This is a genomic window from Pelagibacterium montanilacus (assembly GCF_003992665.1).
In the GTDB taxonomy this organism is placed as follows: Bacteria; Pseudomonadota; Alphaproteobacteria; order Rhizobiales; family Devosiaceae; genus Pelagibacterium; species Pelagibacterium montanilacus.
In genome coordinates this window covers 1-15,082 of record NZ_RZMX01000008.1, presented here as the reverse complement: position 1 = coordinate 15,082, position 15,082 = coordinate 1, and the positions used below count along the sequence as shown (strand labels likewise).

General features: G+C 63.9%; 13 protein-coding genes. 10 read left to right on the top strand and 3 right to left on the bottom strand.

The genetic code is table 11. The features are described 5' to 3' along the window. Positions 1–121 precede the first annotated feature (121 nt). Genes EO136_RS02190 through EO136_RS02145 form a run of 10 tightly spaced genes read left to right on the top strand, consistent with a single transcriptional unit; the run spans position 122 to position 12,041 of the window. Positions 122–316, top strand: a complete 195-nt coding sequence (locus tag EO136_RS02190) for a hypothetical protein (protein WP_127142838.1) — start codon at positions 122–124, stop codon at positions 314–316. After that, positions 306–2,555, top strand: coding sequence for a phage tail tape measure C-terminal domain-containing protein (locus tag EO136_RS02185; protein WP_127142837.1), 2,250 nt, complete (start codon positions 306–308; stop codon positions 2,553–2,555). The genes EO136_RS02190 and EO136_RS02185 overlap by 11 nt, the downstream gene beginning before the upstream one ends. Then, positions 2,555–2,917 carry a hypothetical protein gene (locus tag EO136_RS02180; RefSeq protein WP_127142836.1) on the top strand — a complete coding sequence of 121 codons (363 nt, stop codon included), beginning with the start codon at positions 2,555–2,557 and terminating at the stop codon, positions 2,915–2,917. The genes EO136_RS02185 and EO136_RS02180 overlap by 1 nt, the downstream gene beginning before the upstream one ends. Beyond that, positions 2,917–3,489 (top strand): DUF1833 family protein, encoded by a 573-nt coding sequence (locus EO136_RS02175; protein WP_127142835.1) that lies wholly within the window; start codon positions 2,917–2,919, stop codon positions 3,487–3,489. Before EO136_RS02180 ends, EO136_RS02175 begins: the two co-directional genes overlap by 1 nt. Beyond that, complete coding sequence (locus EO136_RS02170) at positions 3,489–3,902, top strand: NlpC/P60 family protein (protein WP_127142834.1); 414 nt, start codon at positions 3,489–3,491, stop codon at positions 3,900–3,902. Before EO136_RS02175 ends, EO136_RS02170 begins: the two co-directional genes overlap by 1 nt. Before the next feature lie 15 nt (positions 3,903–3,917). Continuing rightward, positions 3,918–7,211, top strand: coding sequence for a host specificity factor TipJ family phage tail protein (locus tag EO136_RS02165; protein ID WP_127142833.1), 3,294 nt, complete (start codon positions 3,918–3,920; stop codon positions 7,209–7,211). Continuing rightward, a complete protein-coding gene (locus EO136_RS02160) occupies positions 7,208–8,011 on the top strand; it encodes a hypothetical protein (RefSeq protein ID WP_127142832.1) in 804 nt (267 codons plus the stop codon). The genes EO136_RS02165 and EO136_RS02160 overlap by 4 nt, the downstream gene beginning before the upstream one ends. Continuing rightward, on the top strand, positions 8,012–8,881 hold the full coding sequence (locus EO136_RS02155; protein WP_127142831.1) for a hypothetical protein: 870 nt from the start codon (positions 8,012–8,014) through the stop codon (positions 8,879–8,881). It abuts the gene before it with no gap. Then, positions 8,878–11,583, top strand: coding sequence for a LamG domain-containing protein (locus EO136_RS02150; RefSeq protein WP_127142830.1), 2,706 nt, complete (start codon positions 8,878–8,880; stop codon positions 11,581–11,583). The genes EO136_RS02155 and EO136_RS02150 overlap by 4 nt, the downstream gene beginning before the upstream one ends. Then, entirely contained in the window at positions 11,583–12,041 is a 459-nt protein-coding gene (locus EO136_RS02145; RefSeq protein ID WP_127142829.1) for a DUF4376 domain-containing protein, read from the top strand. Before EO136_RS02150 ends, EO136_RS02145 begins: the two co-directional genes overlap by 1 nt. A gap of 31 nt (positions 12,042–12,072) precedes the next feature. Here EO136_RS02145 and EO136_RS19070 read toward each other — a convergent pair whose 3' ends face one another. The 3 genes from EO136_RS19070 to EO136_RS02130 form a co-directional block, all read right to left on the bottom strand. Next, positions 12,073–12,471, bottom strand: a complete 399-nt coding sequence (locus EO136_RS19070; RefSeq protein ID WP_425466582.1) for a class I SAM-dependent methyltransferase — start codon at positions 12,469–12,471, stop codon at positions 12,073–12,075. Positions 12,472–12,899: 428 nt separating this feature from the next. Further along, complete coding sequence (locus tag EO136_RS02135; protein WP_127142827.1) at positions 12,900–13,607, bottom strand: class I SAM-dependent methyltransferase; 708 nt, start codon at positions 13,605–13,607, stop codon at positions 12,900–12,902. 206 nt (positions 13,608–13,813) lie between these two features. Next, the gene (locus EO136_RS02130) at positions 13,814–15,034 is read right to left on the bottom strand and encodes an IS701 family transposase (protein WP_127142641.1); all 1,221 of its coding nucleotides are present in this window, start codon (positions 15,032–15,034) and stop codon (positions 13,814–13,816) included. Positions 15,035–15,082: the final 48 nt, after the last annotated feature.

Here is a 15,082-nt window from a genome sequence, read left to right as displayed (position 1 = left end):
CGGCAAGGGACGCGGTGCCGACTATTGCGCCGGCTGCGCCCAGGTCGGCGCGCCGTGTGCGACCGACAGGCTCTCCCTTTGCAGCTATGCCGCTCACGCGCCCCGAACCGATGCGGGGCGCATGGCCTGGGGCATCTTCAAGGACATGTGCTGGCGGGTGCGCAGCGCCGGCTTGGGCGTCGTGGGCGTCGAGCTTGGCCCTGCGGTCGAGAGACTGGTGAGAGCAGGGCTCGAGCCTGAGGATGCAGAGGATCTTCTGATGGCGTGCGAACGGGGCTTTGTGGCGGCCGTAAACGAGAAAGACGATGAGCAATAATCGCAAGAACGTCGGCATCAGGCTTTCGGTCGAGGACCGCGAGATCGCGGTTCGCGCCCTCCAGCAATTCGGGCGCGAGGGCAAGGGCGCTCTCGAATCGATCGAGAAGGCCGGTCGCCCGGCCAGCGACGCCCTGCGCGCCGTCAATTCCGGGGCCGGCGCTGCCCAGGACGGGTTGCGGCAGCTCTCAGGCGAAGCCGGGGGGCTGGGCCGGCTGCTCTCGCGCGGGGGGCTCCTGGGCCTGGGGCTCGCCGGGCTCGTTGGGGGGCTGGCCATGGCGACGCGCCATGTGGTGCAACTGGCCAACGAACTGGGCGAGCTCAATGCGGACGCGACGCGGGCAGGGCTCGGGGTCGAAGCCTATCAGGAGCTGGGCTGGGCCGCGCAGAACCTCAATACCGACCAGCAGTCGGTAGCCCAGGGCTTTCGGGACATGACCGTGCAGGCATCGGCCTTTGCCAGGGACGGGGCCGGCTCGGCCGCCGATGCGTTTCGACGGCTGGGGTTCAGCCAGGTCGAGGTACGCGAGGGGCTCCGCGATACCGATCAGCTCTTCACGGACATTATCGCGCGCATGGAAGGGCTGGCCGCATCCGACCGCATCGACATTGCCCGCACGATCTTCGGGGATTCGGGCGGCGAGGCGTTTCTCACCTGGATCGAGGCCGGCACCGACCGGATATCGGCCCTGCGACGCGAAGCCCAGGAGTTGGGTCTCGTCATCGGCCAGGATGTCTTTGATCGAGCCCAGGAGGTCGAGGACAAGTTCAAGACCCTCAGCCAGGTGATCGACGTGCAGCTCAAGACCGCGTTCATGGATCTGGCGCCCGTGGTCCTCGGGATTGCAGAGTTGCTGGCGACGGTGGCACGCACGGCCGCCGAACTGATCGACGGGTTCAAGGCGGTCGACCAGCTCTCGGAACGGGGTCTGGCCTCGCGCGGCGACCAGATCCGCGCCAACATGGCCGAGATCCAGGCCGAGATTGCAGATCTCGAGCGGGTGCCGGCGAGGCTTCGGGGCGGAACGCCGGAAAACGACCCGCTTCAGGCCCGGCGCGACCAGCTGCAGGCCATGCAGGACCAGCTTTCGGAAATCGACCAGCAGGTCCTCCAGCGCGCCGTCAACCGAAAGGCCGAGCAAATGGCCATGGGTGCCGGCGGCCCCGGCCCCGAGCTCCTGCCGCCAGGCACTGGGGCCGAGATCGACCAGCTGGCGCGACAGGCAGAGCAGCTCATCGCGCGCCTGCGGTCAGCCGGTGAGGAATATGCGGCCACCATGGAAAGCCTCAACGCCATGCTTGGGCGGGGCCTGATCGACCAGGAGACCTACAATCGCGCCGTGGGCGAGGTGGTGATCAAGCGCGCCGAAGCGAGCGCCACGGAAGCCGAATATGCCGAGGCGCTCGATCTGGTGAACGACGCCCGCGAGCGTGGAATCCTGAGCGAGCAAGAGTATACGCGGACAATCGAGGATCTGACCCGGCGACGGCTGGAAGCCCAGAACGACTGGGCGGCGGGCTTCCAGCTCGGGATGATGAACCTTGCCGGCCGCAACCGGGACTTCGCCAATGACGTGGCGAGCGCCTGGACCGACGCGTTCTCCTCGGCCGAGGACGCGATCGTGAGCCTCGTTCAGACCGGGGAGGCCGATTTCAAGTCGCTCGTGGATTCGATCCTTGCCGATTTGCTGCGGCTCTCGATCCGCCAGGGCATCACCGGACCGCTCTCTGGCATGCTTTCGGGCCTGATGGGCGGGGGTGGCGCGATGATCGGGGGGCAGAGCGTCGCCTATACGCCCGGGCTGGGCTATACCCCGGTCGCCCATGCCGGATGGATGGTGGGGCGGGGCAATCCCCCGGGGATGCGTCCGGCACAGACGGCCGGGCTCGATCGGTTCCATATCGGCGGGCTCAACCGCGGCGAGCGCATGGTTGTGGCCCAGGACGGGGAGGGCATCTTCACCCCCCGGCAGATGGACAATGCCGATGCCATGTTTCGCTCGATGATGGCTGTGGTCGAGAAGCTGGCAAGCCCGGTGCGCGCCGGACAAGGCGGTGCCGCGCCCAGGATCGAGATCCACAACCATTCCGGCCAGCCGGTGAGGACCGAGACGGGCCGGGATGGGCAGGGCATGGATTTCACCCGGATCATCGTGGGCACCGTCGCCGGCGCGATCGGGGAGGGCCGGCTCGACACGGTGATGGGCCAGACCTACGGCCTGCGCCGGCAGGGGGTTTGATGATGGAGACCTGGCCCGAGAGCGTGCCGCATGCGCCGCTGGCCGGCACATTCGAGGCTTCGCCCTTTCGCGAGCCGCTGGCGACCGAGTTCGAGGACGGCCCGCGTCGGTCCCGGCCGCGCGGAACGCTGCGGGTCGCCACGGTCCGCTTCACGATCCGGATGAGCAATGACCAGTTCGCGATCTTCAAGGACTGGGTGGATGGGCCGCTCGTCCAGGGCACCCAGCCGTTCCTGATGCCGGTCTGGTCGGCCGGCGCCTATCGCGAGCGCCAGTGCAGCTTTTTTGAGCGCTACCGCGAGAACCCGGGCCATGGCCTGCGCTACCGGGTCTCGGTCGTTCTCGATGTGGTGGACTATTGATGAGCGACCCCTGGTCTGCAGCCCTGGCGGAAGCCTATGCATCGGCTCCGGCCGACGAATATCCCGTCTCGACCCTCGAGCTGATCCATCCCCAGTTCGTGGACGCCGAGGACAACCAGGACACGATCAGGGTGGCGCTCGACGAGAGGAGCTGGGCGCTGACCTATGAGGCGACCGCTCCGGTCTTTGCCGGCCAGACCAGGACCTTCGAGCCGCTGGCCATGCGGATCAGCCTGCCCGAGCAGAGCGAAGCGGCCTTTGGGACCCTCGAGCTGTCGCTGGACAACGTCCCGCGCACCATATGGCCCAGGCTGCAGGCTGCGGCCCGGGTTCGCGCCTCGGCCAAGGTGATCTTTCGCCAGTGGATTGCAGTGCGCGATCTCGAAACCGGGGACTATGCGGTCTCGGGGCCGCCCGACATGATTGTCGATCAGCTGACCATGAAGATCGTCAAGGCCTCGGTGCTCCAGCTCTCGGGCAGTGCGGGGTTCGTCGACCTTCTCAACCGGGCGTTTCCGCGCCGGCGCTTCGATCGTGACGACTTTCCCGGATTGCATGGGGTGAGCCTGTGATGAGCCTGGGTCGCGCCGAGCACATCAACCGGCTGATTGGCCGGCCCTACCACCTCGGGGCGCAGGGCCCCGATTCCTTCGATTGCTACAGCCTGACCCGAACGCTTCAGGCGGGTCTGTTCGGGCGCGAGATGCCGGCCTTCGCCGCGCCCGCTCAGGCGGGCCGCATGGCGATCGCGGCGGCCGTTGCCATCCATCCCGAACGCGGCCGTTGGCAGGAAATGCCCCATCCCCAGGACGGCGCGATCGTCACCATGGCGCGGCACCTGCAGGGCTATCACCTGGGCACCTTCATCGCCGAGGATGGCGGGCTGGTTGTCCATGCCCTGGAAGGCACGGGCGTTGTGGCCAGCCGGCTCTGCGAGCTCGAGGCCGAAGGCTGGCGCAAGTTCCGATTTCATATTCCGCTGTAAAGATCTGAAAAACCCATGACTTCCAACCTGCCCGTATCCTGCTCGGGCGGCCGCGTCCTGTTGATGACCGGCCCGTTCGGCACGCCCGATCGCGAGATTGCGCTCGACCGGCCGATGGCGATCGGCGAGGTAATTAAGCGGTTCGGCCTCGCCTTTCGCCTGCCCACGATCGCGGTGCTCGACGGGGAGCCCGTGTTGCGGGGGCAATGGGCGGTGCGCCGGGTGTGCGCGGGTCAGGCCATGGCCTTTGTCGCGGTGCCCGGGGGTGGTGGCGGCTCTGGCGGCGGCAAGCAGGTGCTGGGCCTTGTCGCGGCCGTGGCGCTGGCCGTTGCCGCACCGATGATCGGTGGGTTCGTCGCCACCAACTTTTTCGCCGGATCGGCGATTGCCTCGTCCCTGGTCACCGGCTTGGTCCTCGCCGGCGGGTCGTTGCTGCTCAATGCGCTCTTTCCTCCGCCTGCCGAGCTCGATGCCGGAGCGCCCGACGCGGTCTATTCGGTCCGCGCCGCGTCCAACCGCGCGACGCCCTTCGAGGCTGTGCCGGTGCTCTATGGCCGGCTCGACTTCGCGCCGCGTTTTGCCAGCCGTCCCTATTCGGAATTTGAGGGCAACGACCAGTATCTCTACCAGCTCTTTGCCGTCACGCTGGGCAAGGCCGACGTCATGCGCGTCCGGATTGGGGAGACCGAGGCCTGGACCGCTGCGGGCGGCTACTCGGCCAGCTTTTCCGATCTCGAGATCGAGATCGTCCAGCCGGGCGACGACGTGTCCCTGTTTCCGGCCAATGTGGTGACGGCTGCCGAGGTGGCCGGGCAGACGGTGCCGGACCCACCCGAGATGCTGGGGCCGTTCGTCGTCAATCCGGCCGGCACCGAGATCGACAAGATTGCCATCGATTTCGCCTTTCCCGCCGGGCTCTTTAGGTTCACGAGCGAGGGCAAGATCGCCCGCCAGTCGGTTTCGCTCCGGGCCGAATATCGCGCAATCGATGATGCGGGCACGCCGGTCGGGATCTGGACCGATGTCCTCGAGGAAACAGTCTCGCGCTCGACACGGACCCCCCAGCGCATCTCGAGATCTGTCGCGGTGCCAGCCGGGCGCTACGAGGTGCGATTGCTCGCAACGGCTCCGTTCTCAAGCTCCGACCGGGTGTCCGACAGCGTGCAATGGGTGGGGTTGCGCGGGTATCTGACGGGCTATGTGACCCCACCGGGCTGCACGCTGCTCGCGATCAAGATCCGCGCCAACGAGCAGCTGAGCCAGGCATCGGCCAGCCAGGTGCGGGTGACGGCCGAGCGCTGGCTTGACGTCTGGGATCCGGACGCGGGGGACTGGGCCCTGCAGAAGACCCGGTCCATCGCCTGGGCCGCCGCGGACCTTCTGGGCAACAGCGACTATTCGGTGGGACTGGGTGCGGACCAGTTCGATCTGGCCGAACTGGTCCGGCTCGACGCGGTCTGGGCAGCGCGGGGCGACAGCTTCAACGCGATCTTTGATCGGGACTGGACGCTGTCGGATGCGCTGCGGGCCGTGCTGAAGGCCGGACGGGCCCAGCCGGTGCGCCTGGGCGGCCGTATCGGGTTCACCCGGCTCGAACCCCGGCAGATCAAGCGCGCGGTGTTCACGCCGCGCAATGTGGTGCGGGGCAGTTTCACCCACGAGCTGGTGCTGTTTGACGAGGACAAGCCCGACCATGTGGTCGCCGAATATATCGACGAGGCGGTCTGGGATACGCGCGAGGTGCGGGCCTCGCTCTCGGCGATCGGAGCCGAACAGCCGGCGCGGCTGCGCTATTTTGGGATCACCGACCACGATCAGGCCTGGCGCGAGGCGGTGACCGACGCGGCCATCAATGCCTATCAGCGCGAGATCGTGGGCTTCACCGCCGAATGGGAAGGCAAGCTGCTGGTCCGGGGTGATCCGATCCTTGTCGATCATCCGTTCATCGAAGCGGTCGAGACGATGGGGCTTGTTGGTCGGGCCGGGGACGCATTGACCCTCGATCGGGATCTTGGCGCCGGCATGGGGGACGGGGACTTCCATGTCATTGTTCGGGGCCGGGACGGCCGCGAGTGGGGGCCGTGCCGCGTTCAAGGAATGGAGGAGCGGACCCTGGAGCTGGACCCGTCGGACCGCGCCACGGTCGAGGGCCAGATGGGAGCGCTCGGCGCGATCCTGCCGGGCATCCGCTCGGAGCGGGCTCATGTGATCGTGTGCATGGGCGAGACCCGGCCGTTTAACGGGCTTGTCGTCTCGGCCCGGCCCAACGGACCCGACCGGGTGGATGTCGTGGCGGTGATTGATGCGCCTGAAGTCTATGCGGCCGATGCCACCGAACCGATGCCCGCGCCCTGGACGCCGCCGGCGCTCCCGCCGGTCATCCCGACGCGCCCGTCGATGGTCGGGCTGACCGCGGCGCTTCACCCCGGAGACCCGGGTCTGGTGCTCGATTGTGCGTGGCAGCCTTCATCGGGCGCGAGCGCGTACCTGGCCGAGGTCAGCTATGATGATGGGGACAGCTGGGTGCCGGTCTATGCCGGATCGGCGAACCGGTTCTCCGCGCCTGTGCTGCCGCAGGTCCTGATCGTTCGGGTCGCCGCGGTCGGGGTGCTGCAGGGGCCGTGGGTCACGCGGGAATTTGTCGAAGGACAGTTGCCCAATATGTTCCTGCCGCCCGAATGGGTCCATGATCTGGGTATCCCGGCGCTCGGCCAGGAGTTGCGCAACGCTCATGGGCTGGTGACTGCCCGCGATGCGGGTTCGCTCCAGGCGCAACTGGCCGAGCTCAAGGCCATGGGCCAACAGCTCGCGCTGGCGGTGATGGATCTCGACGCCACGACCAAGGGTAAGATCGAGATCATCGACGTCCATGCCGGCTCGGCCTCGGCGGCCGTGGTCAACCTCCAGAAGGTCGTGATCGAGCAGGGCGCGGCCTTCGCCCAGCAGATTTCCGAGGTCGCGGCTTCGATCGGGGACAATCTGGGCAATGGCTATTTCTCGCTCACTGCTGCAGTCGACGAGGAGGAATCGAGCGCCGTGGTGTCCGCAGGCGCGCGGGCCGTGCGTGACGGGGAGGTATCCCCGGCGGCCTGGCGGCTGCGGGCCTCGATCAACGAAACCGGAGAGATCGTCTCGGCCTTCGAGGTCCTGGCCGACAGTTTCTACCTCTTCAGTGGCGAGGGGGAGGAGGTCGTCTCCCCCTTCTCGTTCGTGGACGGGGTCATCCGCGTCAACGCCCTGATCGAGGGCGAGCAGATGGTGATCGATCCCTTCACCGGGTTCTTCAGCTTCGGGGCGTCGTCGTCATGAGCGTGTTGAGGGGCTTTCCAGCGCAGGGCGTTGTCGCGGTGTTCGATGAGGCTCCGGGCGGCGGGGCGATCGGCAATTTCGATGCGCCGCGCAACGCGCCGGCCAAGGATCCCGGTCAGCACACCGACCGGGTCTACTGGCATTCGGCGTTCTTCCAGTACCAGCTCGCCATGCCGATCCAGACGGTGACCGTCGATCATCCGGCCTTGTCCGGGCGGCAAACCTTTTGGGGGCCGTCCCCCTGGTTCAACCGGCAGGATTCGCAGGTCTATTCCGGTCTTGCCTATGCCGTGCCCGGGCGGACCCAGGCAGCCGAGCATACGCTGGTCACTCACGATCTGGGCTTCGTGCCCCTGGCCTTCGTCGCCTGGGACGATCGGATGGTGATGCCGGGCGTTGCGGTGCAGACGGCATCGGGCGGCCGCAACCGGTTCGTCGCGCCCTTTTCGACCAGCTCGATCGTCGGTCTGCGCGAGGTGTTCAACGCGTCCAACAACAGCCTTGCGGCAGTCTCGCGAACCTATCAGGTGCTGGTCTTCAACGTCCCCGAGGCCGATGCCGAGCTGCCGCTCTTTGGCAGGGTGGGCGAGACCATCGTCCTCGGCCGCGGCAAGGTCGACACCAGCCATTACTATCTGCGCCAGCTGGGCAGCGGGGACAGCCCCTTTGCGATCGATATCGGCCGGACGGTGGACATCGACAACGGCCGCGCCCGGATCGTCACCGCAGGCGAGACGGTCACAGAGGACGGCTATGGCGGCAGCTTTGCCGGATCGCCCTTCGTGTCGGTGGGGCTCTAGATGGGCAGGGTCTACAACAACCCCGAAACGGGTGACGTGTTCGTTGCGGCCGATGACGCCAGTCTCGTCTGGTCGACCCTGCGCGCGCCGGTCAATCTCCTGGCCGAGGGCGACTGGCTGACGATCGAGGGTCAGGAGATCGCGTTTCCCGACTTCGCCAAGTTCATCAATTACGGCCATCAGCGGGCGTTCAACCCTCCCCCATCGTCGAACCCTTGGGCGCCAAGTTTCTCAGGGGACACCTGCCAGACGATTACCATGATTGAGCCCGAGGAGCGCGTACTCGAGGAGATCAGCCTCGGCGAGGTCCCTTCGGGGATCAGCTACCTCGACGTTCGGATCAACATCACCCGCACCAAGGCACCCCATCCCTATCTCAACGATCCCGTGCCGCCGCTTGTCGCGGACGGAGAGTGGGTGCATCTGCCGGGCGGATCATGCCTTGTGGAGGCAACCGCAATCTGGCGCCGGCTCTTCGAGGTGGTTCTGGACGGCAACCAGGTCAAGCTGCGCCGCTACCAGAGCGTTGCGCCAGTGACCGATGAAGAAGAGTCGATCCACTTCAATCGAGGGTATAGCGGGCTCAGTGGTGCCGGCCAGGATCCGTGGGGCCAGTCGAGCTACACCCGCTGGGGCTGGACCTTCGGCAGCTCAGACTGGCAGAGCGGTACGCGCCTGGGTCATGCCGCCGCGCATATCCAGACCAAGGAATTCAGCACCAACCCTGGCCACGGGGTGCCCGGCTATGGCGGCAAGCACATCCGGCGTACCAACCGCTGCTCGATCGACAACTCAGCGCATGACTTTTCCTCCACTTATGCCGGCACGATCGTGATCCGGCCCGGCTATATCAGGGGCGCCAACCCATGACGACGATCTATTCCGCCACGGCCGATGTCGAGACCGGCTCGACCAGTGTTGCGATCAACACCGGCGGGCCGCTCTCGGCGGCCGTTGCGCCGGCCGGCTCGCTGGTCGCGATCGACGGGGAGGTCTATTTCCTCTCAGAGCTGATCGACACCGCCACATTCGAGCTGACGCGGCCCTATGCCGGGGCGACGGCCGATGATGTCCCCTGCGAGATCTGGCCGATCAGCCAGTCCAGCCTGGACATGATCGAGACGGCCCGCGTGCTGGCCGCGACGCGCGCGGCGATCAATGTGCTCGACAAGAACAGCCAGGGGCTCTTTTACCGCCTGGTGGGGCAGACGGGCGATGCCGACCCCGGGCCGGGCAATCTCGCGCTCGATGCGGCCGATCCCTCGGCCGTCACCGAGATCTATATCGACGACGTGGATGCCAACACCCGCCAGGTCGGCCCGCTTGTCGACCTCTGGTCCCCGGGCACGGTTCTCGTCATCCGCTCGATCACCTCGACGGCCTATCTCGGCGCGGTGGTCGATGAGGTGGAAGACGCCGGCGGCTACCGGCGCGTCCTCGTCTCCTATGTCGCCCATGACGGGGTGCTGGGGGCAGGCGAGCAGATCTCGGTGGCCTGGTCCCGGCGCGGCGCAGCCGGCGATGCGGCCGAGCTCGGCATCCCGTCGGGCGCCTGGGTGTCGGATACGTCCTTTCCGCTGCGTGCGCTGGTCGAACACGAAGGGTCGCTGTTTCTTTCGAACATCGCGGACAATCTGGGCAATGAGCCGGTCCTCAACGAAGGTGCGCCGGCCTCGAGCGCGGAATGGACGTGGATCCCTGCGCTGCAAGGCCCACAAGGTCCAGTCGGCGCCGGCATTAACTGGCAGGGCCCGTGGGAGGCAGGCGCTTACGAACAGTACGATGGGGTTGAGTACGAGGGTTCGTCCTACCTGGCCAACACCACGACCACAACCCAGCCGCCAAGCGCCGATTGGGACCTTCTGGCAGCTAGAAGTGAGCAAGGGCCACAGGGGGATGTCGGCCCCGAAGGCCCGCAAGGCCCCCAGGGCAAGAGCTTCACCGTTGACGCGACGGGATTGCTATCCGAGCGCTCGCCATACGATGCGGAACCCGAGGGATTTTCCTTTCTCGCTACGGATGAGGGCGAGCTCTACATCCGCGAGGGTGTCTCCGGGTGGTCTCAGGGAATTCCGTTCGGTCAAGGGCCACAAGGCGAGGAAGGGCCGGAGGGTCCTGGAGGTCCTCAAGGACCCGAAGGGCCACAGGGCCCCGAGGGCCCTCCGGGTACTACCGACTATAACGAGCTGACCAACCGTCCTGCCCTCGGCGCATCGGCTGGCCTTGATGTTGGTACCACGTCCGGCACTGTGGCGGCGGGCGACGATAGCCGCATCACGGGGGCTATACAGGCCAGCGTGCTCACGACCGATGGCGACATCATCTATAGGGATGCAACTGGCCCGCAACGGCTCGCCAAAGGCACCCAAGGTCAGGTGCTAACCATGGGGGCGTCTGGTCCCCAATGGAGCAGCCCTACGGGAGGGCAAGTCGGCGTCGAGATATCGCAGATAGCCCTGAAGTTGGCGGAGCTGGACGGTGCCGCATGGGCCTATGGCGGAAACGGGAATGGGTTCGTGGACCATTTCGACACTCTCGACTACGTCGATGTGGCAGGTGCGACCAATCTCGACACGTCGGAAGCCGGGTTTTTAAAGCCGACCACCCAGAGCAACGGCATTGATCAGTACACGGTGCTATTGCTTCACGGCGACGGCGCAAACGGCTCGACAACGTTCACCGATGATTCCGGCACGAACAAAAGCCTGACTGCGAGCGGCAACGTGCAGATCGACACAGCGCAATCAAAGTTCGGCGTTGCATCTATCCAGTTTGATGGCTCGGGAGACGCCCTCAGGGGTGATGGAGGCGCGGACTACGTTTTCGGTACTGGCGATTGGACAATTGATGCCTGGGTGCGGTTTGCCTCTGTCGGCGGCACAGTAGTAGATTTCCGAGATACTGGCACTGGTCCCTTTCCATTCTTGGGCATCAATGATGGTCGATTCAGTGCCTACATCAACGGTTCGTGGCGCTTTGGTGGTGGGCCGTTGCTTGCAACTGGCGTCTGGTATCACGTCGCTATGGTTCAAACAGGCGGCGCATTATCCCTCTTTGTAGATGGATCGCTGGCGGGCACGTGGTCGAACGGCACCAACTATGGTTGCGCGAGCAACGGCCCGTTCATTGGCAGTTTTTACAATGGCTCCACTACGCTCAACGGGTGGATAGATGAACTTCGCCTTTCGAAGGGAGTGGCCCGATGGACCTCCAGCTTCTCGCCGCCGACCGAGGCGTATTCACTTCCCTCGGCCGACAACCTCACAGTTGCATCCGAACCCCTGACCGCCGACGCGCCCCCTGATGAAATTCAGATCCTCGGCTTGGTCGAGGAAGCTCAGAGCCCAACCATCAACACGGACTATCAGATCGAGGTCACACGCGATGGCTCAACCTGGTCTGCCGTCACCCTTGAGTACGTCCTGACCGACACGCTGGGGAGAAAACAGGTGCGGGGGGGGGCCGATGTTTCCGGGCAGCCCACCGGCACCGCCCCCCAGTGGCGGTTCAAAACATCTAACAACGTCATGTCCCGTCTTCATGCGGTCGATACATTCTGGAGGGAGAGTTGATGGGGTATCTTCGAAGCCCGCGGGCCATCCATGTGCCGACCACGGCTGACGACCTCCGCGCATCCAAGATCGCTGCCCTTGCCGAGAAGCGCTGGCGGGTCGAAACCAGCGGCGTCACCGTTGTGATAGGCGAGGATGAAATCCCCGTCAGCACCCGGCGCGGCGATGATCGGGAGGCCCTGCACGTCGCGTTCTCTGCGATCAATGCGGGCCTGCGTCCCGATGGGGCCACCTTCAAATTCGCTGACGGCATACCCCGCGCCATGCCAAACACCAACATGATCATGTGCGTTGCCGCTGCCCTTGCTCATGTTCAGGGATGCTTTGACCACGAGGCTGGGCTGATCGGGCAGATTGAAGATGCTGAGGACGCTTCTGCCCTCCACGCAATCGACATTGAGGCTGGATGGCCCTCGACGGCCTATGGACGCTGGCAGCACAGCAGTTCCGATGAATGATGGGCGCGATGGTACCCAACACAGATCAAGGCTACTCTGGCTTTCTCATTAGCATTGAGAAGCCAGATGCTGTGCTATTAGGGTCGTTCCAATACGTCGCCCTGTCTCTGACGGCGGCGAGACTGCTGGGGTAATAATCCGTTTTCACTACCTCCATGCCTTCGAACAAATGTACCATCCCGCTGGGTGTTGACCGCCAATGGTCACCATAATACGGCCCCTCGTGGACAGGGTAGAACCAGGGCATGGCGATATATAGGTAACCCCCAGGACGCACCAGTCTCATGATGTTTGGTGCGGCCACCCATGGCTTATCAATGTGCTCGACCAAGGACATCGCTAGAACGAGGTCGTACTGACCAATGTCTTCCGGGAGCGCCATAAGGTCAACTTTTCGGTGCCTTGGGTGGTCCGCCTCACCTAGATCCATCGTCTCAAACCTAGAGGTAGAAAAATAGCTCTCATAGGACCGCCCTTCTTTGTCCGGGGCATCTGGCTTTGCCCCGAGATTCAGAACATCCCTCGGCGCTAGCATCTGCGCATACTCGCGCAGGTATTTGTTCTGGTGTCGACGAAATATAGATGCGCGCCCTCGCTGTGGTATTACAAGCATCGTTCCCTCTAGTGTATGCTGGCACCCCCTCAATTGAAGAGATTGCCATCCCGTTAGGTTGGATTTTCATCATCCTACCACATTCCCCGAAAATAGGAATCTCCCCTCCATCTACCCCCCCTAATCCCATAGCACCCATGCTGGTCGATCAAAGCACAAGTCGGTGGAGAATTTGCTTTTCCGGGGACGTTGCTTCTGGGAACGATCTATTATTTTCCGAGAACACGGTTGTTCTTTCCGGGGCGTTAGGAAGAGTTAGATTTCGCGCATGGACGTATGATAAGTAGGTAGACCTTGGAGCCGTCCGGCTTCGCAAAGGATGGTTCCAGAACCTCTGTTACAGAAAACTTTCCGCTGGACCACTTCGCGATCAAGAACGGAATGATTTCCGCGCGCACACCCCACGGGTCCATAGCGCGGGAACCTGCCCGGTGGTGAGCGTCGGTATGTTCGAGCACAACGCACCCACCTGGCGCCAGTTGTTCCACCCACGTCGAGATTGATTTCGAAGGATCATACGAGTGGTCGTGTGAATTGCTGTAAACGAAGTCAAAGGCACTGATCCACTCAGGCTTTTGCTCATGAAAATCCCATTCGACGGTGCTCTCGAACTGATCCGCAGTGTCGGATATCTCTGTTCCGATGACCTTTGCGCCCGTGAACTCCGCAAGCCAGCGTTGCTCTACTCCCCTGCGGGTGCCGTGACAGATCCCGTTTCTAAGTGTTCTTGTGTTTCGCCTCAAATAGTCAGCCACGAACTGCAGTGTTCTCTCGTCGGCAAAGACCTTCGTAATTTTTGCCTTGTTTCCTTCCACCTGGGCATTCTTATAGCCCTCGTAATCAAAAGAACCGTCCGATCGGGTAAAACTGAATACGTGCGACTGAAGTGGATCGGCCAAGCTCGTTCCACTAGGTTGGCGGGTTCGGCGCAAAATCTTCTTTACTAAGTTCATTGCTCCTCCAAACTTGAGGCGGACCCAGTTTTCCCGTCATGACCTGACCTAGCATTACAGTTGCATTTTCGATTTGAGTTGTGCGCGTTGAGCGGCGGCCTGATGTGCTCGTCGCCAGAGCGACCATGCGATAATGGATGATGGATCAATGTGCGCGCGAGCAAGGCGGGTAGCGATGCGCCGGATTTCCTGAATCGACCATCGGATCAACTGTCGATCTTGCGCCTTGCGGGCCGCATCGTTTTTGGGGGCGGCACGGCGTTGGCGCGATGGCGGATAACCGCCACCATCGCGAAGGCGAGCATGACGAGCGATACATGGCGATGCCAGCCATGCCAGGATCGGGTCTCATTGTGGTCGAGGCCAAACTCGTTCTTGGCGGTTTCGAAACTGTCTTCTATCGCCCAACGGTGCCCCTCCACGGTGACCAATTTCTCCAGGGTCGTCCCAGCCGGACACCAGGTGGAGAAAAAAGCGAGGTCACCATCGGCGATGTTGCGGCGGATCATCAGCCCGCGGGTCCAGGTGCCGGCAAAGTCCGCGTCGAAATCATCGGCGTCAAGATCGGCGAGTTCGAGATAGGCCCAATCATGCAGTCTCGCGCCTTTGCTTCCCTCGCCTGCCGACAGCCGTCTCCAGGCCTCCTCCGGCAAGGCTTCGGCGATATCCTTTGCCGTTCCAGCCACGGCCAGCGACTTGTCCCATGAGCGGAAGGAATGGGTGGCGTTCACGCCCAGCACATAGCCCTTGCCTGCTCGTTTGAGGGCCATTTCGATGTCACCCACGCCATAGACGCTGTCGGCCGCCACCCAGGAGAACGGCACATTGCCAGCGATGGCGTGCTCGATCATGGTGAGCGCCAAGGCGGGTTTGGTGGCAAAGCGGACGTGTTCGGGCACATGCGCTGCCGCCAGACGATCCCGGTCATCCGTCCAGACTTTCGGCAGATAGAGCGCCCGGTCGATGAAGGCATGGCCGTGCCGGGAGACGTAAGAGGCGAACACGCCGATCTGGCAATTGGTGATCTTGCCTGCCGAACCTGTATATTGCCGACCGACCCCGCAGGACGCTTTGCCCTGCTTGAGAAAGCCGGTCTCATCAAGCACGAGGACGGCATCAGGATCCGCAAGCGTTTCGAGCGTGTAATCGCGTACGATGTCACGCAACCGATCCGCATCCCAGCGCCCCCGGCCCAGAATTGCCTGTTGCCGCCATGGACCAGGATCGCCTACCGCTTCCGCGCGCATCCAGCCCGTCTTGCGTCTTTCGTCCCCCAGCAGGCCATCCAAAAACTGCCCCGCTGAAGCTGCCACACGCTCCTGGGTGAACAACGGGCGCAGCCGTGCCTTCACTTCCCGTAACGAAGACGCCCAAAGTTCAAGCGTTGTCTCGACCGATGCACCTGTCATCCATGACCTCCGAATCATGGAAACTCATGGATTCAGATGTCAACCGAAAATGCAACTGTAATGCTA